The 22,757-nt window shown below is 33.8% G+C and carries 16 protein-coding genes and 1 tRNA gene; 13 read left to right on the forward strand and 4 right to left on the reverse strand.

Annotated features, from left to right (window positions below; all coding sequences use genetic code 11):
- Positions 1-62: 62 nt before the first annotated feature.
- Both J2746_RS03635 and J2746_RS03640 read left to right on the forward strand, forming a co-directional pair.
- Positions 63-1,250, forward strand: coding sequence for a hypothetical protein (locus J2746_RS03635; RefSeq protein ID WP_245249964.1), 1,188 nt, complete (start codon positions 63-65; stop codon positions 1,248-1,250).
- A 275-nt stretch (positions 1,251-1,525) separates the two neighbouring features.
- Positions 1,526-3,211 carry an ABC1 kinase family protein gene (locus J2746_RS03640; protein WP_245249965.1) on the forward strand — a complete coding sequence of 562 codons (1,686 nt, stop codon included), beginning with the start codon at positions 1,526-1,528 and terminating at the stop codon, positions 3,209-3,211.
- 2,010 nt (positions 3,212-5,221) lie between these two features.
- On the opposite strand, the gene J2746_RS03645 is transcribed toward J2746_RS03640, so the two are convergent.
- Positions 5,222-5,458, reverse strand: coding sequence for a hypothetical protein (locus J2746_RS03645; RefSeq protein WP_209616447.1), 237 nt, complete (start codon positions 5,456-5,458; stop codon positions 5,222-5,224).
- A gap of 2,004 nt (positions 5,459-7,462) precedes the next feature.
- Entirely contained in the window at positions 7,463-7,879 is a 417-nt protein-coding gene (gene tnpA / locus J2746_RS03650) for an IS200/IS605 family transposase (RefSeq protein WP_209616449.1), read from the reverse strand.
- 53 nt (positions 7,880-7,932) lie between these two features.
- Between tnpA and J2746_RS03655 the strand changes: the two genes are divergently transcribed.
- The gene (locus J2746_RS03655; protein ID WP_209616452.1) at positions 7,933-9,081 is read left to right on the forward strand and encodes an RNA-guided endonuclease InsQ/TnpB family protein; all 1,149 of its coding nucleotides are present in this window, start codon (positions 7,933-7,935) and stop codon (positions 9,079-9,081) included.
- A gap of 308 nt (positions 9,082-9,389) precedes the next feature.
- Here J2746_RS03655 and J2746_RS03660 read toward each other — a convergent pair whose 3' ends face one another.
- Entirely contained in the window at positions 9,390-9,839 is a 450-nt protein-coding gene (locus J2746_RS03660) for a hypothetical protein (RefSeq protein WP_209616455.1), read from the reverse strand.
- Between the two features lie 163 nt (positions 9,840-10,002).
- Here J2746_RS03660 and J2746_RS03665 point away from each other — a divergent pair, with 163 nt between their 5' ends.
- The 4 genes from J2746_RS03665 (at position 10,003) to J2746_RS03680 (ending at position 13,099) form a co-directional block, all read left to right on the forward strand.
- Entirely contained in the window at positions 10,003-10,326 is a 324-nt protein-coding gene (locus tag J2746_RS03665) for a DUF2551 domain-containing protein (RefSeq protein ID WP_209616459.1), read from the forward strand.
- A gap of 40 nt (positions 10,327-10,366) precedes the next feature.
- A complete protein-coding gene (locus J2746_RS03670) occupies positions 10,367-10,771 on the forward strand; it encodes a hypothetical protein (protein WP_209616461.1) in 405 nt (134 codons plus the stop codon).
- 56 nt (positions 10,772-10,827) lie between these two features.
- Positions 10,828-10,900 (forward strand) — tRNA-Gln (locus J2746_RS03675).
- Between the two features lie 1,386 nt (positions 10,901-12,286).
- The gene (locus J2746_RS03680) at positions 12,287-13,099 is read left to right on the forward strand and encodes a hypothetical protein (protein ID WP_209616464.1); all 813 of its coding nucleotides are present in this window, start codon (positions 12,287-12,289) and stop codon (positions 13,097-13,099) included.
- A gap of 49 nt (positions 13,100-13,148) precedes the next feature.
- Here J2746_RS03680 and J2746_RS03685 read toward each other — a convergent pair whose 3' ends face one another.
- On the reverse strand, positions 13,149-13,919 hold the full coding sequence (locus tag J2746_RS03685) for a hypothetical protein (RefSeq protein ID WP_209616467.1): 771 nt from the start codon (positions 13,917-13,919) through the stop codon (positions 13,149-13,151).
- A 98-nt stretch (positions 13,920-14,017) separates the two neighbouring features.
- On the opposite strand from J2746_RS03685, the gene J2746_RS03690 reads away from it, so the two are divergent.
- The 6 genes from J2746_RS03690 (at position 14,018) to J2746_RS03715 (ending at position 22,755) form a co-directional block, all read left to right on the forward strand.
- Positions 14,018-14,848, forward strand: coding sequence for a viperin family antiviral radical SAM protein (locus J2746_RS03690; protein ID WP_209616470.1), 831 nt, complete (start codon positions 14,018-14,020; stop codon positions 14,846-14,848).
- Positions 14,835-15,443, forward strand: a complete 609-nt coding sequence (locus J2746_RS03695) for an ATP-binding protein (protein WP_209616473.1) — start codon at positions 14,835-14,837, stop codon at positions 15,441-15,443. The genes J2746_RS03690 and J2746_RS03695 overlap by 14 nt, the downstream gene beginning before the upstream one ends.
- Positions 15,440-16,189: a radical SAM protein gene (locus J2746_RS03700; protein WP_209616476.1), complete on the forward strand. Its 750-nt coding sequence runs from the start codon at positions 15,440-15,442 to the stop codon at positions 16,187-16,189. The genes J2746_RS03695 and J2746_RS03700 overlap by 4 nt, the downstream gene beginning before the upstream one ends.
- Before the next feature lie 71 nt (positions 16,190-16,260).
- Positions 16,261-19,539: a tetratricopeptide repeat protein gene (locus J2746_RS03705; protein ID WP_209616478.1), complete on the forward strand. Its 3,279-nt coding sequence runs from the start codon at positions 16,261-16,263 to the stop codon at positions 19,537-19,539.
- 158 nt (positions 19,540-19,697) lie between these two features.
- Complete coding sequence (locus J2746_RS03710) at positions 19,698-21,665, forward strand: NAD-dependent epimerase/dehydratase family protein (RefSeq protein ID WP_209616481.1); 1,968 nt, start codon at positions 19,698-19,700, stop codon at positions 21,663-21,665.
- Positions 21,649-22,755 carry a glycosyltransferase family 2 protein gene (locus J2746_RS03715; RefSeq protein ID WP_209616484.1) on the forward strand — a complete coding sequence of 369 codons (1,107 nt, stop codon included), beginning with the start codon at positions 21,649-21,651 and terminating at the stop codon, positions 22,753-22,755. The genes J2746_RS03710 and J2746_RS03715 overlap by 17 nt, the downstream gene beginning before the upstream one ends.
- The last annotated feature ends 2 nt before the right edge of the window (positions 22,756-22,757 follow it).

Consider the following 22,757-nt stretch of genomic DNA (forward strand, 5'->3'; position numbering starts at 1 on the left):
GTTGTAATATACTGACCGGAGAATGTGGAATATTTTAGAAATGGAAAAAATGGGTGTTAAATATGATTGAAGAAGCTGTAAGCCCGACATTAACAGAGAACGATTCTAGAAATAGCGATGTTGGAAATCAGGTTGGTATGGATAAGAATAGGTTGCTGAATTTCATAAAAAAAAGAAACAATTACATCAAAACGCTGCCTAAAAAGGAAAAACAAGCATTTATTGCTTCAATAAATGAACTGAAAGAAAGTAAGAATAGTATTGAAAGACTTTTTTTGAAGAAGAAATCAGGAAAGAATATCGATGACCTTCTTTTTTCATTTGATGATCTTCCTCTTTTTGGAAAAGAATATTGGTTCATGAAATTTACTGCTAATGATGGCTCAAAACGTCAATTTTTTTTGATGTTTGGTAGAACAGACGGTGACATCGAGGTTAATGGTCGCTACATAAAAGATAGCAAAGTGTCTGATAACCGAACAGAGGGTTATTGTGTTTCATGGGAATATGATGAAAAACAGAGAACGATTACAGATGACCTCTGCACCATTGAAATTAAGGATGATATTATAGCTTGTTTTAATGATAATATCAGTGCTGAATTTTGTGGTTCATTTCCTGAATATTCTCTGAATATTATGGAAGCTGGTAAAAAGTTTTGTTCTCTGACGATAAAGAAACCTGAAAATACTGAATTCATTTCCGAGTTGTCAGAGCAATTCAAAGGTTTGTTTGGTTTTCGCCTAGCTAACCTTTATTTTGATTTCGAAGGTCAGCTTTCTTGTAACGATTTCTCAGGTAAATGTTATGCTCAAAAGGTCATAGTAGTTGGTCCGTTCATTCCATGGAAATGGTCAAGGATAGTTTTCAGGAATGGTTCTATATTGACTTATTTTGTACCCTCGATTGAGGTAATGGGGGTGGAATATGATATTTACAATTCTATGAGTTTTTACGATTCCATGACTCAGAAAATGCACTATTTCGAAAAGGTTAGTGTTCATGAATATCCTTCAGAGAAAGAAGATAAAAGGTGGATTGTTACTGCTGAAGGAAATAAGGTATTTGTAGTCATGAAAAGCTACTGTAAAAAGTCATTCAGCTTCAGGAAAGATTTTGATTTTAAATACATTGAAAATCTTGTAGAAGTCATTGATCTTAAAATCGAAACTAATTATGATGTAATTACACTGGATACTACTGGAAGTGGCCAGGGAATGGTGGAAGACACATCGGGATTTGTGATCTAATACGGAATTGGTAAAGGAGCGCAGATCTATGGATTGTAGCAAACTATACTTGGTGATTTTATTTGCGCCTTCTTTGATGTACTTTACAGTAATGCTGCACAATATATTGTGAAATCGGTGACCTTGTATGTATTTTAGTATACTACAGAGATACTTGATAGTAAAACGATACAAGAAAATAATAGAGATTTTGCTAAAGATCGCAATAATCAATACATCTATTATATATTTTATTGTATCGTATTATAATCTTATATAAAAATAGGAGAATCGGTATGAACCTTAGTATACTACGCAAATACTCAATGATAAAAAGGTACAAAAAAATAATAGATATTTTGATAAAATATGAATTTGACTATCTTGTTGATCAGTTGAAACTTCGTCCGTTTCACATTCACATCTTAGATTCAAATAAACTCTATACATCAAAAGAAGAAGCAGTATCACGTCCTGAAAGATTACGGGAAGTACTTGAAGAACTTGGTCCTACCTATGTGAAATTAGGACAAATACTCAGTGTTCGTAAGGATTTGATACCGCTTGAATATGCAGATGAATTTGCAAAACTTCAGGACAATGTCCCTTCATTTGCATTGGAAGATGTTGAATATGTAATTCAAGATGAGTTGGGAGCCACTCTTGATGATTTATTTGAAACTTTTGAACGTAAACCAATGGCAGCTGCATCTATAGGTCAGGTACATAGAGCTAAGTTGAAAGATGGTATGAATGTGGTTGTTAAAATCCAACGTCCACATGTCAATAAAATTATTGAAACAGATCTGGATATTATGAATAGTCTTGCCAGACTTGCTGAAGAACGTGTTCAGGCTGCCAAGCAATATGGATTGGTCAAAATTGTAGATGAGTTTTCAAGATCAATTCGTACTGAACTCGACTACACACAAGAAGCTCAATATATTGAACGTTTCTCTTATAATTTCAAAGATGAAAAGTCAGTCTACATTCCAAAAGTATACTGGAACTATAGTAGTCAAAAGATTTTGACGCTTGAATATATCGATGGCATTAAAGCAAATGATTTTCAATCACTTGACAAATTAGGATATGATCGAGAAAAAATAGCAATGATTGGTTCCAACGCCTTTATGAAACAGATATTTGAAGATGGTTTATTTCATGCAGATATTCATCCTGGTAATGTTTTTATATTGGACAATGAAACTATTGCACTGATTGATTTTGGCATGGTTGGTCGGTTGTCGAATGACCTTCAAAATGGATTTATTGATGCACTCTTCGCAATGAAAAAGGGTGATGTTGAGCAGTTTGTAGAAATTATGTATGAGTATGATGTTATTGGAAGTGATGCAGATACTCAGAGATTAAAAAATGATATTGAAACATTCTTAGATAAATACTACGGCAGATCTTTAAAGCAAATGGATGCAGCATCAATGATTAGTGATATATTCGTTATATTGCAAGAACATCATGCAAAACTTCCACCAAATGTTGCTTTACTTTTAAGGGGAACAATTATGATTACAGGATTTGGTTCTCAGCTGATGCCCGATTTTAATCTGGCACTTGTTTTTGAACCACATGCAAAAAAATATATGAAAAAACGTTTGAGTCCTAAGAATATTACAAATTCAGCATTAAAGAATGTACCGAAATATTCTCGTGTACTGCACAAAATGCCGATGCAGATATCACAAATTCTGTCTTTAATAGAAAAAGGTGAACTAAATATCAAATTCAGGCATAATGAACTTGAAACATTACCTCAAGAAATTAATGATGCAAGTAATCGTATTGCATTTAGTTTTATTGTGTCAGCCATAATAATAGGTTCATCATTGATTTTGCAAACTGATATGGAACCACTCGTCTGGGGCGTTCCATTTCTTGGAGTCTTTGGATTTATCATAGCTTTCCTTTTAGGAATGGGGTTTGTTATCTCTATTCTCAAAACGGAACGTATTTACAATTAGATTCATTCATCTAAGCTTAAAAGCGATAAACAGTAATCTTCCAACGACATCAGAAATGAAAAACATAGAAAAAAAATAAATCATTTAAATGCATTGTATAACAACCAGGCAGAATTATTAGTGCATATATGTCAATGGTATATCGTTAAAAATAACGCTATTTATTTTTGAATACTAAATAAGTAGTTAAAGTTGATGATTTATTAATTTCCACATATGCTTGTAAATCTTTTAGAGTATGTAAGGTAACGACATTAATGACAAGGTAAAGTAAACTTTATTTATACAATTAGAAGATGTGATGTACAAGTACAACTAGATGTTTAATTATAAATATTATTTATTGATGACTGCAAATAATGGTAATAGGTTACATGTTGATATGATGTTGTCCTCTTCAATTTTATTAAATATAGTGCATAATATCGAAGAGGAAGTTTCATCTACTTTCGGATGTACTGATCTTTGACATATTATTTAGTATTAAGTTTGAGACCGTGGTTTTTAACTTTATGTCGTATTTAATGTCAAAACATATACTATAGTATATGCTTTATTTTCATAGATTTGGCAACTGAAAATATCTATTTTTTTAATAAACGAGCATTATAATGTATACTATAAACTATACATTTAAATTTTCAGATACAATTTTTTATTTATTAAGTATGAATTATTAATATGTTTTAATTTTATGCGGCTATTATTATATATTATAATATAAGATGAATAGTATAGACAAAACACTTAATAATCTATAATATAATATTAGTTTTATTTTATTATCACTTATCAATTAATTTTTACTATAATCTAATAATAATGTCTCAGTTCATACCAACATATAAATTTTCATGTCATTGTAAATTTTTATTATCTAATTAAAATATGAAGCTTTGAAGTTAATCTGCATTTGTTTATTAAACTCCTAAAAAATAAAGGTAATTTTGCTGTTTTATTTCAATCAGCTTGTTTACAACATGTGATGTATAGTTTTCAGTTAAAAGTCCACTTCTTGGTAGTGTTTTTATGCGTATTAGTCAGTTTATTGAGCATAATATGAAATTTCAAAGTCTATATGAATAGAATATGTACTATAATTGCTCTAATTTTTCCTGATACTTTTGTATAAATCATATTGGGGTTGCAAGTCAAAGTAGGTCTATTCATATATACTATGGAACAATCGATTTTAGAAAAATATACCCTTTTTTGCAAAATCTCGAAAATAGCAAAACCAATACTACATACTATATGAATATGGATTTTCATAAAAACCACAAAAATCAATCCATTGCACAGTTTAAAAATTATTTAAGTCAACACTCATTTTTCACTTGTTGTTCAGAAAATCCGCGCCGATTTTAGATTGGTCTTTTCAATGCTGTGACTCTATACTAAAAGCTTTGAAAAATATTATATAAAAATAGCATAATAAATTCGGTTTGGTGGCGTTCATACATAGCAAATAATAATTGACTGTGAACTAACTTTAGTAAAAATATATAAAATACTATCTTGCATTTTTAATTTTAATATAAAGTATACACTAGTTACCAAATACTTCTTATATTTTATTAGTAACTTCCCTGTAGTATAACTGATAGTAATATTAATCTACTCAAATAATTATCATTCTGGGATCTTGTTCACTAAATCTCCAAAATAGGCCAAAAAGTGCTATTTTGTTCGTATTTTTACGAAATCAATAATTAATTAAGCATGATTTTATAAATTTATGTTAATGTATTAATTTTTTTATTAGAATTGTAAATCATATGCGTAACCAAATATTATTACATCATAATATACACAAAAGAATAGAATAAACGTAACTAAAAATAATTACATATTGCTTTTTTGGTGAAACTTTGAAGTATCGAATGATTCACTCCGGAAAATTTCCCAGGACACAATTACCAGGTCTTTGATCTTAACATGTTTCAGGTCGTATTTCATGGACTAATTCATGCAATAATCTGAGTTTCCAGTTAAGAGCCTTACAGATCACTATTTATTTAAATGGTAGTATATTGCAGATATATTATCATTATTTACTGGAACCATTACCACATTTCCAGCTATCCTGGTATTACTAATTGCAATGTAACGGGATTCAGCAGATGAAGTATACTTCACTTGAAGGGTTACGGTATCCTCATTTTCTACGGTAATTTCTGTTTCATTTACATGTGCAAATGCATTTCCTGATGCTGCATCATTTGAAACTTCCGTATCATTTAGCAACCAATGAGGACCACAAATGAAATCGCCCTCATTCTACCTATTATATAATATAACAAAAAAGCCTGCGAAGGTAAAATATCCATCGAGAAATTAAAAAAGTTGCATTTAAAGGCTAATATGAATGAACACTGATAAAAATCAGTGTTCTGGGGATAACATACCAACAAAAAAAAATCAATAAAAAAAGAGATATATTGCCATCATGTAGCATATCCCTATTACTTCTTTTTTATGTATTTTTGGTATATACGAATACAAATACTGATGTTTTAATATTTAAACTTTATTAAATAAATTATCACTGTTAACCTATCTATATAAAAAAATCCTTTGGGAGAATAAAATAGATTGCCTGATATGGTTGGGGTGGGGTTGGGGGTGGTACGTGGTCAAAAATCATATCAGGCGAAGTAAAGTATTGCACAGTAGGATTATATTGTTTATAATTATTCTGTGCAACATCTACCTTATTACTAATCCTATTTATACGTTATTATACTAGTAGTATCTTATTATGCTATTGCTATAATCTCACATCAAAGATGTGGAACCAATATCCTTAACAGGCGGATAGTTTTGAATAAATATAGAAATATACTTACAAGGGTTAAATCTCTGTAAAGAGAATAGGGAATGTTGTCTTACAGGAAAAAGTAGTCGTTTACATCTATCGGAGGACAATAGCTTTTCTTCCATATAAGACAACTATTATTTTTCAGGTCTGATAGAGGTTGATGTAGACCGATGGTTGGTTGGTATGATCTATTTATAGTCCCTCTATCAGACTAAATTGAAGCATATTAACCATATAACCTGGATCAGCAAATATTTTGTTATATGATTAATATCTCCCAAAACTCACTCCCCAGTGTGCTTAGTCCCATTCTCCAATTCATTTATTTGTTTAATCAGTTATATAAACAAATTGCATTTTTATTTACGATGCTCTTTGAAATAATAAAGTCGTTATAATTTTGAACGCCATTAACAGTATCACACAATAAGAGTAGAAATCATATCCTTGAAAGGTGAACATGTTAATAGGCCGTGTTTCTATCATCTACAGGTGCATAATGATAGTTCTCTAATACTCTTACTTCATCTCCTAAGCATCGCTGATTGATTCTATATCTTGATAGTCATTTCATCTGTTAGTCTAAAGAAAATCAGGTAATAAATAAGCTCTACAAGTATTCCAATAAAAAAAATTAAAAATAGGTTCACATGATTTGAACTGTTTTAGAGATTAAGGAAGTTGCCTGATGTGAAACATGTTAGGCTTGGTTAGGTGGCAAAAAATCACATCAGGCAAAAAAAGGAGGGTAATCTTAATTATTTACTCCAACCTTCATAGATATTTTATTTTAAATTTATATATAAGTTTATACAAATAATATAAATGATTAGTATAATTGAGTAATTTATTTAGTATGTGATGTAAAGAAAATTTTAATCTAAATTCTTAGAAACATTGCGAAAAAGATGGTTTTTTAGCAATAGTGCTGCTAATTTTATGAAAAATTGAAGCACAAAAAACGAAGATTGCCTGATAAGGTTTGTCAGGGTTATTATTATACTTGATGCTTATCAGACAGCAGATGACACAAACTTACGAGCATGTCCAAATTAGAAATTCACTTGCTTTTGTGTAATTGTTACTCTTTGTTTATGGTTCAAATCGCATTTTCAAATTTTATGTTTTAAGCCCAACAAAAAATAATTAATAAATAAATGCCTGATGGGATTATGTTAGGATTAGGCTAGGCATTTAGTGGTTATCCTTACAGGCCTTGAGAGGATGTATGATATACACTCCTGCACTATGCAACAGTTAATTTTTATATAACACTACATATAGTTATTGTAAACTAAATTATTTTAGTGATATAAGGTTAAAATTTATTATTAGTGTATATATATGCTTATCAATTTGGAGATAAAAGCTGGAGTAAAATATTAAAATAAATTACATTTATCACCGTTGGAGTAAGAAGACCACCGGATTCATCCGGTGGATGAATTACGTCTCCTATTGGAACTACCGTCAATGTATCTCTTAATCGTTTCAGCTGATACCTGACCATGAGTACCAAAATAATAGCTTGGCGACCAAAGATGATTTCCCAGAAATTCCTTTTTTCGTAATTCGGGAAACTTCTGGAAAACCCTCTTAGCAGTAACACCTTTCATAATTTTAACAATATCAGTAGGTGCTATGAATGGTGGTGCTGATATGAAAAGATGGATATGTTCAGGCATGACCTCAAGTTCAAGTATTTCCCATTCCTTAGAATCTGCTATTGTTCTTATCTGATCATCAAGAAACTCCTTTAACTCATCATTCATAACCTGTTTCCGGTATTTAGTGCACCATACAATATGATAATTAATTTCATATACAGCAGAACTCGAATATGACATATATTCATATAGTTACAAAAGCTATTTAAACATTGTTGACCTATAGGTTTTCAATGCAGAAATCATATAAGTTTAGGTTATATCCTACAAAACAACAGGAAATGAATTTGAACAGAACACTTGATGTTTGTAGACATATCTATAACGAATTTCTTGCAGATCGTAGAAATGCATACGAAAGATGCAATCAAGGATTATCCACTATAGAACAACTGTATCAGGTTCAGTACCTTGAATTTGATACTGAAGTGCATTCTCAGGTAAAACAGGATGTAATCAGAAGATTAGGTAAATCATTTGATGCTTTTTTCAGACGATGTAAGAACGGAGAAGCAAAAGTAGGTTATCCTCGGTTCAAAGGCAAGAGACGATATAACAGTTTTACCTATCCCCAATCTGGTTTTAGTATCTCTGGAAAGAAGTTGAAGCTATCGAAGATTGGAGAGATCAAGATAGTTCAGCACCGAGAGATTGAAGGCAAGATCAAGACCTGTACTATTCGCAAAGATGGGAAACAATGGTATGTTACATTCTCTGTAATCATTGAGAACAATGTTACACCTGTTGAACCTGTTACCTTTGTAGGTATTGACGTAGGACTCAATTCTCTGGTAACTTTGAGTGATGGTACTCAGATAGATCCTCCGAAATATTATCGCAATACGGAAGGCGAATTAAAAAGACAACAACGTAACCTTAGTCGTAAAAAGAAATTCTCTAACAATTGGAAGAAACAATGTGATAAGGTAAACACCTTGCATCGTAAAATTCGCAATCAGAGGAACTATTTTAACCATAAACTAAGCAGGGAACTCATTAATGCTTACGATTACATAGCTTTTGAAGACCTGAATGTAAAGAACATGGTTAAAAATTCAAGACTATCAAAGTCAATACATGATGCATCATGGAGTAACTTGATTCAAATCACAAAATACAAAGCGGAAGAAGCTGGTAAGTTTGTAGAATTAGTAAATCCATATAACACATCTCAACTATGTAGCAACTGTGGTCAAAAGGTAGAAAAATCATTAGCGGTAAGGACACACAACTGTCCTCACTGTGGATTAGTTCTTGACCGTGACCATAATGCCGCTATTAATATTCTCAATCGTGCTGTAGGAACTACAGTTCAAGCCTGTGGAATTGAGTCGTTGGACTCGATAATGAAGCAGGAAGCCACTGGTTTTAACCAGTGGTAGTTCACTCCCTCGGTATTCTTTTAATATGCAAATGTTGCTATTTATATTTTATTGTTTTCATTCTGCACAAAAATATATTTAATGGCACATTACATTAGTCAAAAAACGACTTTTATTATCAATTATATTTATAATTATCAGTATGCTTTTTAGGTACTTTTGGTTTTACAACTGCTATCAAATACAGGCATAGATTTAATATATAATTATATTCTTATATATTTTTAACTATGTGAATTATTTTACTGTAATATACGCACCTAAAATTAATTATATATGTAATTGGTTAAATCTCGGATTTAGAATTTTTATATATTTATCCTAATACCAAATAAATCATAAAAGTCATTATATTTTTTTCTGGCACGGTATAAATATTGCCGAACACACTTTTCACCACGTGCCTTTGCATACAATGCATTTGTTTCAGCCGGAGTAAAAACAGTTTCGAGTTTTTTTCGGTCAATATTATTTAGAAGTCTTATATTGTTGCTGTTATTTAGGTCGAAAAAATCACAGATTGACTCTTCACCCTGCCAGTTCCATTCTTCATCATAAAATATTGCATATAGGGATTCACATGAATTACATTGTCCCACAACAACCATCCCACCATCATAAGAATGATAACTGAGGCTTATAACATCTGAATCGCAGGAATTGCACAGTCCTATAAAATTACGGTCAAGATTTTCAGGATATAGGTCAACATCATCGATCTGAATTACATTTTTTTCAATATCGTACTTAATATCCATATCGTCACCAAAAATTGAGGATGGAAATAATGCATTAATGCATTTATCATATTAGTGTTTTTACTTCTAAATACTTATTATTGACTTCATACTATAAAATTTTAAAAACATATATATACATTGAAGCACATATAAAAATTTGTGCTATATCTGAGGTGAAGTTATGGACTCAATTCGCGCAAAAATAAAACGAAGATTGCAAAAGTTCATTGAATTGGACGTAAATGGACTGCGCAGTCATATCTTATCACTTTTCCTAAAAGTAAAAGAGACAACAGTAGATGAATTGCATGCAAATATCACTGAGAAATATGATATTTCACGCAGTGCTGTAGCGTCTATGGTAGGTTACATCTACTCTAAGCTGGGTGTGCTCAGATCTCATAAAGAGTCTTATAAGACTCCAATAGTCTATTCTTTAAAAGAAGAATATGAGGATCTTATTAGATCCACTCTGGAATCAAAGACATCGACATCCGGATGTTAGGCTGCTAGATCTTGAATAAAAATTAGTAATATTGATTCAAATGTCCATAGTAAAAAAAGCGCCACGTACATCCACCACAATTGTCATACGCTCTGATTCCAATTCACGTATAACTCATTCCAGGGACCCTTACTACAATCTTATGAGACGTCTTTTCCAGGAAGAAGCAACTGCCATTCGTGGCCAAAAGTTTCTTATGATGGTCGAAGATCGTCAAAAAACAGGTAATCCTATCAAGACTAGTGAGTGGGAAGCTCTTCTTCAGGAACTCGATATTGGGCGTGCTTCATTTTATGCTATGCGCAATAAACTGCTAGGCGCTGGTCTAATTACTCATAAAAATAAAGAATACCGTCTATCTGGTCAGTTCAGCAAAGATCTTATTGATATGGCCAGATGGTGGTGGACTGCTGTTCTTAATGAGCACCCGGAAGGTCTGGATTAACAATTCTCCGATACCTTAATATACAACCTTTACAATTAAGGAGATGCATTCACCGTAGCCCGGTAGTGTAGTGGTCAATCATGCAGGACTCTGGATCCCGCAACTTCGGTTCGAATCCGTGCCGGGCTATAAAAATTATTTAGATAGTCCTCTTCTAAATGCGATTTTTCAGCTTTACATTCACAAAAAAGTCATATACGTTTCGGCTATTTCATGCGCAACTCAAAGGATGAACTTTGAGATAAGTTTTCGTTGATTTATATTATATCAACAGTTCATATTAGTTTTTTTGGTATCATTTACTCATGAATAAATCTACTCCTATATGTACAGTGAGAACGTAAGCGTTCAATCTGTGATTGTACGCTGGAGTTGGAACGGTGAGCACCTCACGGGTGTGCAGGACGAAGATAGCATCCCCTTCAGTTATCTCTATCAAGTGATTTGATGTACGCACTTTTCATATTTGTCCTCAGACAGAACAGCATCTTCACGCATATTCTATCTACTGAATACTAGGATTGCCATATAGAGCTTGGAACAACTTCCTAACGTATGCCACTTTCTTATTGACTAATCCTACTGCTATTCATTATTGAATCTACTCATCGCCCCTCGATTTTACTAGTTAATTTTGATATATCCCCTCATGCTCACGGTTTACAGAAGAGAATTATAGATAATATATATACGTTGAAGAGACTTCAAGAGTGATTCTTTACTTTAATTGATAATTTCTTGTATAAACTATGATTTCAGCACATTCAATTTTAGTTTGTTTTCGTTTTGGACTACAAGATGGCTTGATTAAATTTAGCCTTGAGGATTGATGTAGAGGCTCATAGAGAGTAGATATCAAGGTATAGATACTCTCCATTCAGATTGATTCTATTAAAATAGCCTCATTATTGGACGTTTTTTGTAATCTCCATGATCTAAGATAATTACTAGCGTATTTACAGCAATACACGTTTATGTCTTATTTTTAAGAATTACCAATTGTAATGGTAAATACATGTGTTCTCTAGGATTGCAAGACATATTGCAACTACACTCACATGTTTTTAACGTATGGAGGTTTTGAATTAATACCTTTGAGCTATTTGATTTTAAAAACAAATAGACGATAAGGCTATAAATTATCTATCCATCAAAAACATGTATACCTTGAGTTCATAAGAATACTGAAATATCCATCCTTGACGTACAGTACTTTTTTCTAACATTTATTTTCGGTATGCATCAAAAGCTCTATTTTAATGAAATAGAACTTTGATACGTCACAGGGATAGCATGGTCTTAGCTTCAAGCACATTTAGGTGCTACTATGTTCTCCAAAAACACATCGTATAAGGACTGAACTTGAAGTTTCTATAGATTTTTACTGAATGATTTTTTGTAGATTAATTGCCAGTTATTTTTCAAATCTCTTGTTCTCTGTAGGGGATATCTACCTGCTCATTCATTTTAAGGCAACTATATCTTTTTATATTAATGTTACAAATAAATCAGTGGATGTCTTCTGGTAAAGAGAGTAGATCTAATCTTAAAAAACCAAACGAAGTTTCAGAGAAATTTGGTGCCCTTAATTGTACTTTAGGCCTAAAGTACCCTGAAAGATTTCCAAAAACGTGTGCTTCGATGTCTTCAGTAGCACAAGCTGTAGTGAGGGCCGACAAGGCAAGAGTAGAAGGAACAGATGATTATAATAATCCATTACAACTGTTGATGAATGCCTTCGATGTTTTTTTTAAAGAACATCATGGGAAAAGATCATCTACAGGCAATTATAAAAAATATAACCTGTCTGATTCTTATGAATTAACAATTCTATTAATTTGGAATATCAGGCATGTTTGGACTCACAACGGCGGTTTTATCGATAAAAAATGCAAAAGAAAGTACGATAAAATAATGTTTCAAGCTAATGGTGTGAGACCTATAGATGCTTTGCCTAACAGTTTAATGATAGATTATGAATTTTCTGTAAACCACGATGATTATCGTTCAATCTATGAATGTGTTTTTAAATACATACAATCACGAACTTCAAAGGAAGATTACAGTACTATCAGAACTCGCTCTTCTGTCACTGATATAAAGCTAAGGAAATGTGAGGTCAGCATGCCTCTGGGAAATGGTCATATTATTTTTGATTTAGAGGAAGCATATCAGCATGGAGTATATATTTCCAAGGACGGTATTGTTGAATCACCGGCAGGAACTACGTATTGTTTTGATTCGGAAAGTATAGTGCTTCCAAATGGACAATCTTTCCCTGCAGCATTTAAGGTTGATTCTAAAATGGTGAACAGTAGGAATGTGTAAAGTAGATATCAACCTTCTAAAATTACATGATGATTAGTGTTAATGATCATTATTTTCCTTTAAGGCTCACAAACTTTAAAGTAAATTCCCCATCAGGTGTCAAAATATATTCTTTCTCTTTTTTGCTGCCTTCAACATATCTTTCATCAATTAAATTCCATTTGAGAAGATCACGTGTCAAGGAATTGAATACACCATCTTTTAGAGTTCTGTCTGCTCTTTTCGTATCTCTTACAGGAATGTATTTCTTCGACAACTTTTCACGTAACTTTATTCTTGATAACGTTTTTAAATTATCATCACCTGATGGTTTTTGTGCATCCAGGATTCTCAGTATTGTTTCTCTATTTTGATTTGATTGGAAATCTTCGATATGAACTTTGGGAATAGTAATAATTTTAGCCACTTTGTCCATATCTACATGATATGGAGTTTCTTCAAGCCATAGTGCCATCATAAATAAACCAATAGATAATGCTTTTGTACCTCCAGATACGTTGAAGTAGTACTGTGCATCGGAATTTTTTTTGTATATTTCAAAGACTTTTTTCCTGATGCAATCAAGAGTGTCATTTTTTATAATTTCCTCATGCACTCCATTTTTTGTGATTGGACTGGCTTGCTCTTTTAAAATCTCTATAGACTTTCTTATTGCTTCTCTTGAGTCCTGTATTTCTGGATCGTCTGAATTCTCATAGATTCGCTTTTCAGCAATAACATAAACCTCGGATGCAGGTGCAATATTGTAAATTGCTACTGGGAATGTGTTGTGTACATTCGCTCCAGCACTCATTATGTGAATCTTTTCTTTTTTTGTCATTCTATATTCCATTTAAGTTTATTATTTAATAAATCTATTTATTAAATAATTAGTAAATCTAAAGAATTATTAAGTACTTTTGAACGAATTTCCAGTTGATGACGAATACAACAATAAAATCTGTAAACTGGCACGTGACCATGAATTGCAACTACAAATGCAGGTTTTGTTTTTACAAAAACATGAGTGGGGAATTTAAAGATATTGAAAAAGCCAGACAAAAACTTGAAACCTTAAAGGCAAAAGGAATTGAGAAGATCAATTTTGCTGGCGGAGAGCCTTTGTTATACAAAAATCTGGACTACCTTCTAAAGATGGCAAAGGATATGGGGTTCACAGTTAGCATTGTCACAAATGCAGCTCTACTCAATGAGAACAATCTCAGGGAAATGAGTGAGTATGTGGACTGGGTAGGTATATCAGTAGATTCTGCAGATGAATTGATCGAAAAAGAACTGGGGAGGGGAAACGGGAATCATGTGGAACATGTCCGTAAGGTTTGCGAACTTGTCCACGGGTATGGCATGAAGTTAAAGATCAACACTACAGTCACCAAGATGAACTACTCTGAAGATATGAAGCCGTTCATATCATCCGTGTGTCCGGAAAGGTGGAAGGTCTTCCAGATGCTTCATATGAAAGGCCAGAATGATGATGCATTGGATCTTCTTCTTAACCAGGAAGAATTTGATATCTTCAGGAATATAAACGATAGAATTGTATTCAAAAATGGTACCTCACCTGTCTTTGAATCTGTTGAAGATATGCTGGAATCATATTTCATCATAGGTCCGGATGGTGATATTCTTCTAAGTAAAGGCAATCAGCGCTCAACAATTCCTTTTGAATCACTTCATTATATGCAGTTTACAGATCTGGTTGATGCAGACAAGTACAATGGAAGGAGAGCTGTCTATGACTGGAACTAAACCAATTTTTTCTTTTTCAGATTCTTCTCAGGATAATCTGAATTCATTGAGAAGGATCTGTTTTACAGGTGTAAGGGGAGTTGGAAAGTCAAGCGTGCTTAAAGAGATTAACAAAGAAAAGCTGAATTTTAGTTTTACTTCAGGCTCTGACATACTGCAGGATATGATGGGAGAAGCTTACTCCCAATTTGAATTCTTACCGGAATACAATAAATATGCTTACAGGTTGAAGATAAGAGATACACTTCACAAGATGCAGGAGGAAAATAGCAAGGACCTGCTGGTTGATTCCCACCTGACGGTCTACAACCTGAAGACAGAAGAAATTGATGTAATCTTTACCCACATGGATTATGGGTTTTATACGGACATTATCCTGCTTGATTCATATCCTGAACGTATTCTTGACCATCGGCAAAGGGATTCCAAAAAGAAAAGAATCACTGATCTGGATGTTATCAGAAAAGAGCTTGATTTTGAAAGGAAGGTAGCTTCTGAGATATCAGAGAAGCATGGGATACGACTTCATGTGATTCAGATGGGTGAGGATGCTGCTGAAAAAATGCTCGATATTTTACACAGGTGCGAAGTATGAAGGATCTGACAAAAGGTTTTCAACCAGGTACTTTCCTCGATTCAATCAATTGGCATATTACTCCCAGATGTGGATATAATTGTAAATTCTGCAATGTTCACAATCACCAATATGAAGTCAAAAGTCTTGAATGTGCAAAAGAGGAAATACAGAAACTAAAAGATTTGGAAAATGTTACTGTTAAATGTCTTAATATTAAAGGAGGCGATCCTCTTCTTCATCCTGATTTATTGGATATCTTGCGTATTGTAAAACATGAAGGATTTGATATATGGCTTACAACGAATGGCTCTCTTCTTAATGAAACAAATATCAAACATTTTTCTGAATATATTGATGGTATCACAATCCCAGTGGATTGTATCTGCAATCTTAAACAAAAAAAGATGGGAAGAGGATATGGGTTCCATGTAAGCGATATGCTAACCACTTCTGACATGATTCATAAAGAAGGAATAAAACTAGGAATCGACACCCTTGTTACAAAACTAAATAGCAAAGATGATCTGCATCCTCTTCTTCAGAGAATGAAACCCTATTACTGGAATGTGTATCAAACTCTTCCAGGGCTGTATCAGAATAGTTATCTTGAAAATATATCGGTCAGCGAAGCAGAATTCAAAGAATTCACTAGAAGGCATAGTCATCTGAGGCTTGATCACTGCAATAAACCGGTTTTTTTATCAAAAAAAGATGTGGCAATCCGGTACTATTTTTTGGTAACTGGATCAATTCGAATTTATTGACTTTATTATGTCGTATATTAAATATAGTTATAATGTGTGTTAAAAGATGAAATGGTGGATTGGTGAATATTATGTTAAATTATACTTTCAAAACTGATAATTTCGAACAGACCTTGAGGGAAAGATTCTTCCTGGAAAGGGAATTAAATGTAGAACCTTTTTTCAGGGCTCATTGTAAGCCTAACGATAAAAATAGAAAGATACTGGAAGACCTCTTTATTAAAAGAGTCCTTACTGATCCATATTTTAGTATTTATGTATCAAAAGAGATTAAAGATAGTGGTTTTGATCAAAGAGACGTTCTTGCCTACGTAAATTATGTGCTTATGGAGAAATATCTTGCTGGCAGTCTTTTACTGAACAACAGACCGTCTAAAGATGAAAATATTAGAATGGAAGACCTCCTGAAAGAAAAACATGAATATCAGGCTCTCAAACACAGTCCCTTTTACTACAATCTGCAGAATGAGTTCCAAGAAGCAATTAAATCATTGCCTTTTAAGGGTGAAGATATAGATAGTCGATGGCAAGAAATGTCACTTGATAACTGGGACGGAGTGACCATAATTCCAGACCCCTTTATAGGTGTCAAATCCAGGGACAATTTGTTTATGAACAGATTGCGACTCCTTCAAGTAAACAGTGCACTCAAAAATCTAAAAGACATCACAGATTTTCGTAATGAAAGCCGTTTCATGTTTGAAAACTTAGAGTCAACTTTCAGAACTTATCATGAAGAAGAGTTCCATTTTTTCAATGCACCATTATTTGCTTTTCTCAATTTCAACACAGAATTTATTGCTAGAATTAAAAGCATGCTAAGGGAATATGGTTATCATAATAACCTGAACAACTATGAAGTTGCAAAATATCTGAAAATCTATACGGATGCTATTTTGATTTCTCAGTTCCACTGGTTTATCTGTCAGAAGTGGGATTCACAGCTCTCTTTATTGAACGGATACTATGATGACCAGGAAATTACGATTCTGTCTGATAATATCAACATGTTTTCAGGTACCACAGTATTGCACTATTTTGTCTATCAGAGTGCTCAATGTCTGTATAATCATTATGGGCAAAAGGACTATGACGAAGCAATTAAAATTCTGAGTTCTCTGAGTGAGGTTACAGATGACGTTTATCTGAAGTACCTGTGTGTTTCTCAAATAGGAGATATCCATCAGGTAAGAAATGAATATCTTGCCGCTGCAAACTGCTTTACAACAGCATATGATCTCTCCAGACTGCCAGACATGGTAAATGATAATGAGTTAAAGTTCTTAGAGGGTGTAAAACGTTCAGATAGGCTTTATCGGAGATTGAATTTTAATAATTTTATCCCGTATGTTGAGCTTTTTAATATAGCTGAAATGCACTTTAGTTCCGGTAACAAGACAAGAACCGATGAGTTACTTACACAGCTGAAGGAAGAAGTGGGACAGTTTTCAGTTCCAAAACAGATACTCATATGGCGCGAGATTTTTGTATCATGTTATCACCGACAGGAGAAAGCAGCTTCTGCTATTCAAAAGAAAATAATAACACTAAGTGATTTTTACACTAACAACAAATCAAGCTACCTTGAAGGAGATATTGAAGAACATATAGATTATTCAAAGCATGCCACAGATGTTACGCGCCAGGACTGTATTGATAAATTCATTGACAACTTAAGAGACAGTGCTGAAAAGCATCTAAGAGATTCCGCATGCTATGACAGCAAACTGGATTCTGATTCGTTTGAAGTTAACACCTATTTAGATCCGGAGTTCATATCCCGAAAAGATCAGGTAAATGTCATTGAATCTATATTAAGGGTAAATGGACTGACAAACATATTACGTGACAACGAGTCAATAGTGCCTCTCACTTCAAAACCAGGCAAGCTTCTTTGTAAGGTAGAATCAGCTATCAAGCAAATGGAAAAGTTAAGTCCAGACGCAACCCTCGGTGAAATATCTATTTTCGACGTGATAAAAAGGTTAAAGCTGGAACAGGCCCGTTGCCATTATTTACTAAGACAATATCATACAGCCCAGGATATATTGAATAAAATCCTGGAATCTGCTACTGATGACTATGTACTATTTACGTCACATTGCCTGCTGGGCATTGTCCTCGCGAGAAAGAGAAGAACGGAAGAAAGCATACGTCATTTTGAAAAGGCTATTGATACTGGATTCCCACACAAAAAGTACATTGTCGAACATTGTAGGGATGAATTATTATCCTCGTTAGATAAGACATCATTTTTCAGGATTGTAGATCAGATCATCAACAAAGTGGACTCTGCTCAGAAAGACTCATTGTACAAGGATAATGCATTCTTAGAAGCGGTCAGTACATTCAATCAGATAGGACTTACAGATGAAGCACTTCACTTTATAGAAAGTGGTCTACATGAAGACGAACTAACAAGATTAAAGCTTCTTGAAGAAAAGGCCTATATCTATTATCTGGATCGTGACCTTGTTTCAACTAAGAAACTGTTGGATAATATAGTTGATGAAGCATTCAGGTCTGAAAATAGATCTGACAATGAGTCAGAGTATTACGGGATAATGGCTTCAGTATTTCATAAAGCAGCTATATTGTCTGCAAAAACCTTTGATTTTGTTAAGGCTGAAAAGTACATTGATCAGGCAATTTATAACATGGAAAAATGCAATGATTCTACGGAGAACTTCAAAATAAAAACATACATGGAATTAAAGGAAGTTTACCACAATCTTGCAGGAAACACCATCAACTATGATAAGATTGATGATCCTGACGTGCGAGCTATTTTAGAGACAGCTGAAATGATATTATCATACCTGTTCGAACAAAATGGCAAAAAAATTGATTACTCCCTTGCTTTTGTAGAATATGGAAAGGCTATTGAAACTGCTCTGTACAATAAATTTATCAAACCACTTAGAAGCTACATTTTTTCAAAACATGAGCAGCCTATCAACGATGTCTTTTTTGTTGGGGAAAAAGACTACGAAGGAGAAGGTATTCTTGACATTTCACCCAAAGGACTTGCAAAAGCATTAAGCATTAGGGATGAACAAACCATATCACTAGGCAGTTGGAAAAAATTCATATCTGACGAAGTTTTTTGGCCTGATTCAGGCTTGATTAAAAACCTATACATCATAGACTCGTACGGTTTTTTAAAAGGATGCATGTCAGAATCTAAATGGTATGCTCTCGTCGAAAGATGTGCAGTTATTGCAAAATACCGTAATGGATCAGCACATTATGGTTGTAAGGGGATAGACTTTGTATCTAAGAAAAGGTTTGATACCGTTGAAAAGATAAATGAGATTATTGAAATAATCTATGGAGGAGGTAGTGTATAGTGTTCCTCTACTTTTTTTGGAATGAGTTTTCCACGTGTGGGGAGCTCATTAGTGGACTATCCATAAATCCCAAAAACGAATTAAGTCAAAAATTTGGCAAACAGTTATATCAATAAGAAATGTTTTAATGCTACATGATTTATATTTATGGAGTTTTCATGTTATCATCAAAAGAACCAATACTTTTATCTGGTGGGGACGGTTTCATCGGAAAGAATATTGTAAAAAGATTGTTGAATCTGGATATTCCAGTGATAGTTATTGACAATCATGTCACTAGTTATCCAAACATACAAAGTGAACACGTTAAAAGGTTCGAAGAAGATGTCTCTACAATAAATATTTCTGATGTACCCACAGTATCGGGTGTAATACACCTGGCTTCAGTAGCTTCACCATTGGTCTACCTGAAAAACCCTTCTTCGGTGCTTGACCCAAACACCATAGGCACAAGAAAGATGATCGAGATTGCAAAAAGGGACAACGTCAGAATTTTGTTTGCCTCTACAAGTGAAGTATATGGCAATCTCAACGAGGAGATATTAGGAAACAGAGGGATCAAGGAAAGCGACAATGCTTTAGTTTCTTTATTATCAAATAGAAGCTGCTATGCTGCTGCAAAAAGATTAGGTGAGGAGCTTATCTGGAATTTTAAAAAAGAAGGAGGAGATGCTTCTATCTTCCGTTTATTTAATGTGTATGGTCCTGGCATGGATCTAAAAAATACGGGATACGGGAGAGTAATACCTAACTTTATACATAACATGCTTCAGGGAATACCAATACAGATATTTGGAGATGGAACTCAAATCCGATCATTCTTATGGATTGATGATGCTGTTGATGCAATTCTATCCTTGTTTTTCTTTGAAAAGGAATTGCCAGATGTACTCAACATCGGCAACGATGAACCCATAACCATACTTAATCTGGCAGCCAAAATCTCTAACATACTGGAAGTAACCTACAAAACAGAATATTGTGACCGCGAGGATGACGATCCCTTATGGAGAAGACCCTGTATAGAAAAGATTAATAAGTTGACAGGCTGGGAACCTGAGATCAATCTTGATGAAGGATTAAGAAGAACAGTACTTGCCGAAAAAACTGATTTTGCCACGACAATGTCATCAAATAACGCTCATCTAATTGACACACAATTCTCCCTAGTAATTGATGTTACATACCGCTGTAATGGTAATTGTTCATACTGTCAGTGGTCAACTAACCAAGAAGCCAGACTCGATGATGAAACCAATTCCAATATTTTAATTCCAAAAAAGACCATAGAGTCTCTTGATGTTGAAAGGGTTGTACTTTCAGGAGGAGAGCCCCTTATACGCAACGATCTTGAGAAGATAATTTCATATTATGCACAAACTAATGTCAGATCCATCATCCTCATAACCAACGGACTCATCCTTACAGAAGAAAGACTTGATAGTCTGTTAAGTGCAGGTCTTACAGGAATTACATTTTCACTCGATGGTATTTCAGATAGAGTTGCCTTTGAAGCACGAGGGCTTAGCAAAGAGCAACATGATCTCGTATTAAATAATATCTCTAAGGTCCTGCAAAGAAGGAAATTGGACGATAATATTGAGATCGGCATTAATGCCGTTATATCAAAAGCGAATCTCGATTCTGAAATAATGAGCAAACTGGTTGATTTCTGCAATTCTCATTCAGTTGATTGTCTGAAGTTTAATTCTCTTTTTGATGACGGTTTTGTTTCTAAAAATGCACCATGGTTGTTATTGGACAAAGCAGATGCATCAGAAGTGATCCATATAGGTGAAATGGTTGTTAGAAACTGTCATGTCAAAACCAATCATATAAATTTCTGGACTGCGCTAGCATCTGTTCTTGAAGGAGGAGAGCTGGATGCAACTTCCTGTGGACTGAAGGATCGCCAGGCAATTGCTATAAGAGGAGATCTCAAGTTTTGTTTCTGGAACAACAATGCAACATACGGCCAAACCTATGATCAGCTGAACATAGAAAATGTGATGCAGGCCAGAAAACGGTTTGCTGAAACAATTCACCTATGCCAAACCGGAGCTTACTGTTTCTGTCTGCAAAATTTTAATCATCAATGGAGAATGTCAAATGGTAATCACAATTGATGTAGTGATCCCTTCGTATCGTTTAAATGAGAAATTCCTGTTACCAATCCTGGAACTTGATAAACCAGATGATTGTAATTTAAATTTCATCCTGATCGCTGACAATCCAGGTATCAAAATACCGGAATCTTTAAACCCGTATATCGATCGTGGTGTTCTGTCAATATTCATCAATGAAACAAATTTAGGTGCTCATACCAGCAGGAATGTAGGGATAGACAAGAGTAAAAGTGAATGGGTACTGTTCCTTGATGACGATATCGTACCTGATGACAATATTCTATTTGCCTATGTTGAAGCAATACAAAAAGAGGGAGAAGATGTTCCAGGATTTGTAGGCTTAACAGAATATCCTGCTGCACAGACTATTTTCACAAAAGGTGTTCTTTCAAGTGATATTTTAACATTTTTCATCCTTCCCCGATATTACACTGAAATGGCATGGGGAGTTACAGCAAACATTCTGATAAAAAGAGATGCAATAAAAGACATCCGTTTTTCAGCATCCTTCCCAAAAAAAGGAGGGGGAGAAGATATCGACTTTTGTCTCAACATAATTTCGGGGTGCAGCAGACGTTTTGTTTGTTTACCATCTGCAAAGGTCACTCATCCCTGGTGGGAAAGTAAAGAAAGTGCATACAAACGTTTCTTCAGATGGGCTTACGGTGACAGCTTACTGCCTAACAAGCACCCGGAACATAGATACTATAATTTGCCAAATGTCATAGAGTTTACTTTTATTGCACTGATGTTTGGAATTGCAGGTTATGCACTGAATATTCACATACCATTGTTACCAGTTGTCTGCGGCATATTTGTTGGTGAGTTTTTTGGAGAATGGTTGAAACTGGGAATATTGAAGAAAGAATATTCATTATCAAGAGCATTCATCTCTATGACTATCAGAGCTTCTAACGACATGGGCAGATTGATAGGAAATATTTCAAGGAAAAGAGTTAATGGATTATTTGAAAGGTTCGATTATTTTTGTGATGGAATACATGTGAAACACGAAAAAACGTGGGCCTTGGTCAAGTTTGTAATGAGTTTGATCTTCATAGTTGTGTTTCTTGGAATTTTAAAAGTCTAATC

The sequence above is a fragment of the Methanolobus bombayensis genome (genome assembly GCF_017873415.1).
In the GTDB taxonomy this organism is placed as follows: Archaea; Halobacteriota; Methanosarcinia; order Methanosarcinales; family Methanosarcinaceae; genus Methanolobus; species Methanolobus bombayensis.

Coding starts and splice junctions, on each gene's coding strand:
- J2746_RS03635 (WP_245249964.1), top strand. CDS start 63: ATGATTGAAGAAGCTGTAAGCCCGACATTAACAGAGAACGATTCTAGA.
- J2746_RS03640 (WP_245249965.1), top strand. CDS start 1,526: ATGAACCTTAGTATACTACGCAAATACTCAATGATAAAAAGGTACAAA.
- tnpA (WP_209616449.1), bottom strand. CDS start 7,879: ATGTCATATTCGAGTTCTGCTGTATATGAAATTAATTATCATATTGTA.
- J2746_RS03655 (WP_209616452.1), top strand. CDS start 7,933: ATGCAGAAATCATATAAGTTTAGGTTATATCCTACAAAACAACAGGAA.
- J2746_RS03660 (WP_209616455.1), bottom strand. CDS start 9,839: ATGGATATTAAGTACGATATTGAAAAAAATGTAATTCAGATCGATGAT.
- J2746_RS03665 (WP_209616459.1), top strand. CDS start 10,003: ATGGACTCAATTCGCGCAAAAATAAAACGAAGATTGCAAAAGTTCATT.
- J2746_RS03670 (WP_209616461.1), top strand. CDS start 10,367: ATGTCCATAGTAAAAAAAGCGCCACGTACATCCACCACAATTGTCATA.
- J2746_RS03680 (WP_209616464.1), top strand. CDS start 12,287: ATGTCTTCTGGTAAAGAGAGTAGATCTAATCTTAAAAAACCAAACGAA.
- J2746_RS03685 (WP_209616467.1), bottom strand. CDS start 13,919: ATGACAAAAAAAGAAAAGATTCACATAATGAGTGCTGGAGCGAATGTA.
- J2746_RS03690 (WP_209616470.1), top strand. CDS start 14,018: ATGACGAATACAACAATAAAATCTGTAAACTGGCACGTGACCATGAAT.
- J2746_RS03695 (WP_209616473.1), top strand. CDS start 14,835: ATGACTGGAACTAAACCAATTTTTTCTTTTTCAGATTCTTCTCAGGAT.
- J2746_RS03700 (WP_209616476.1), top strand. CDS start 15,440: ATGAAGGATCTGACAAAAGGTTTTCAACCAGGTACTTTCCTCGATTCA.
- J2746_RS03705 (WP_209616478.1), top strand. CDS start 16,261: ATGTTAAATTATACTTTCAAAACTGATAATTTCGAACAGACCTTGAGG.
- J2746_RS03710 (WP_209616481.1), top strand. CDS start 19,698: ATGTTATCATCAAAAGAACCAATACTTTTATCTGGTGGGGACGGTTTC.
- J2746_RS03715 (WP_209616484.1), top strand. CDS start 21,649: ATGGTAATCACAATTGATGTAGTGATCCCTTCGTATCGTTTAAATGAG.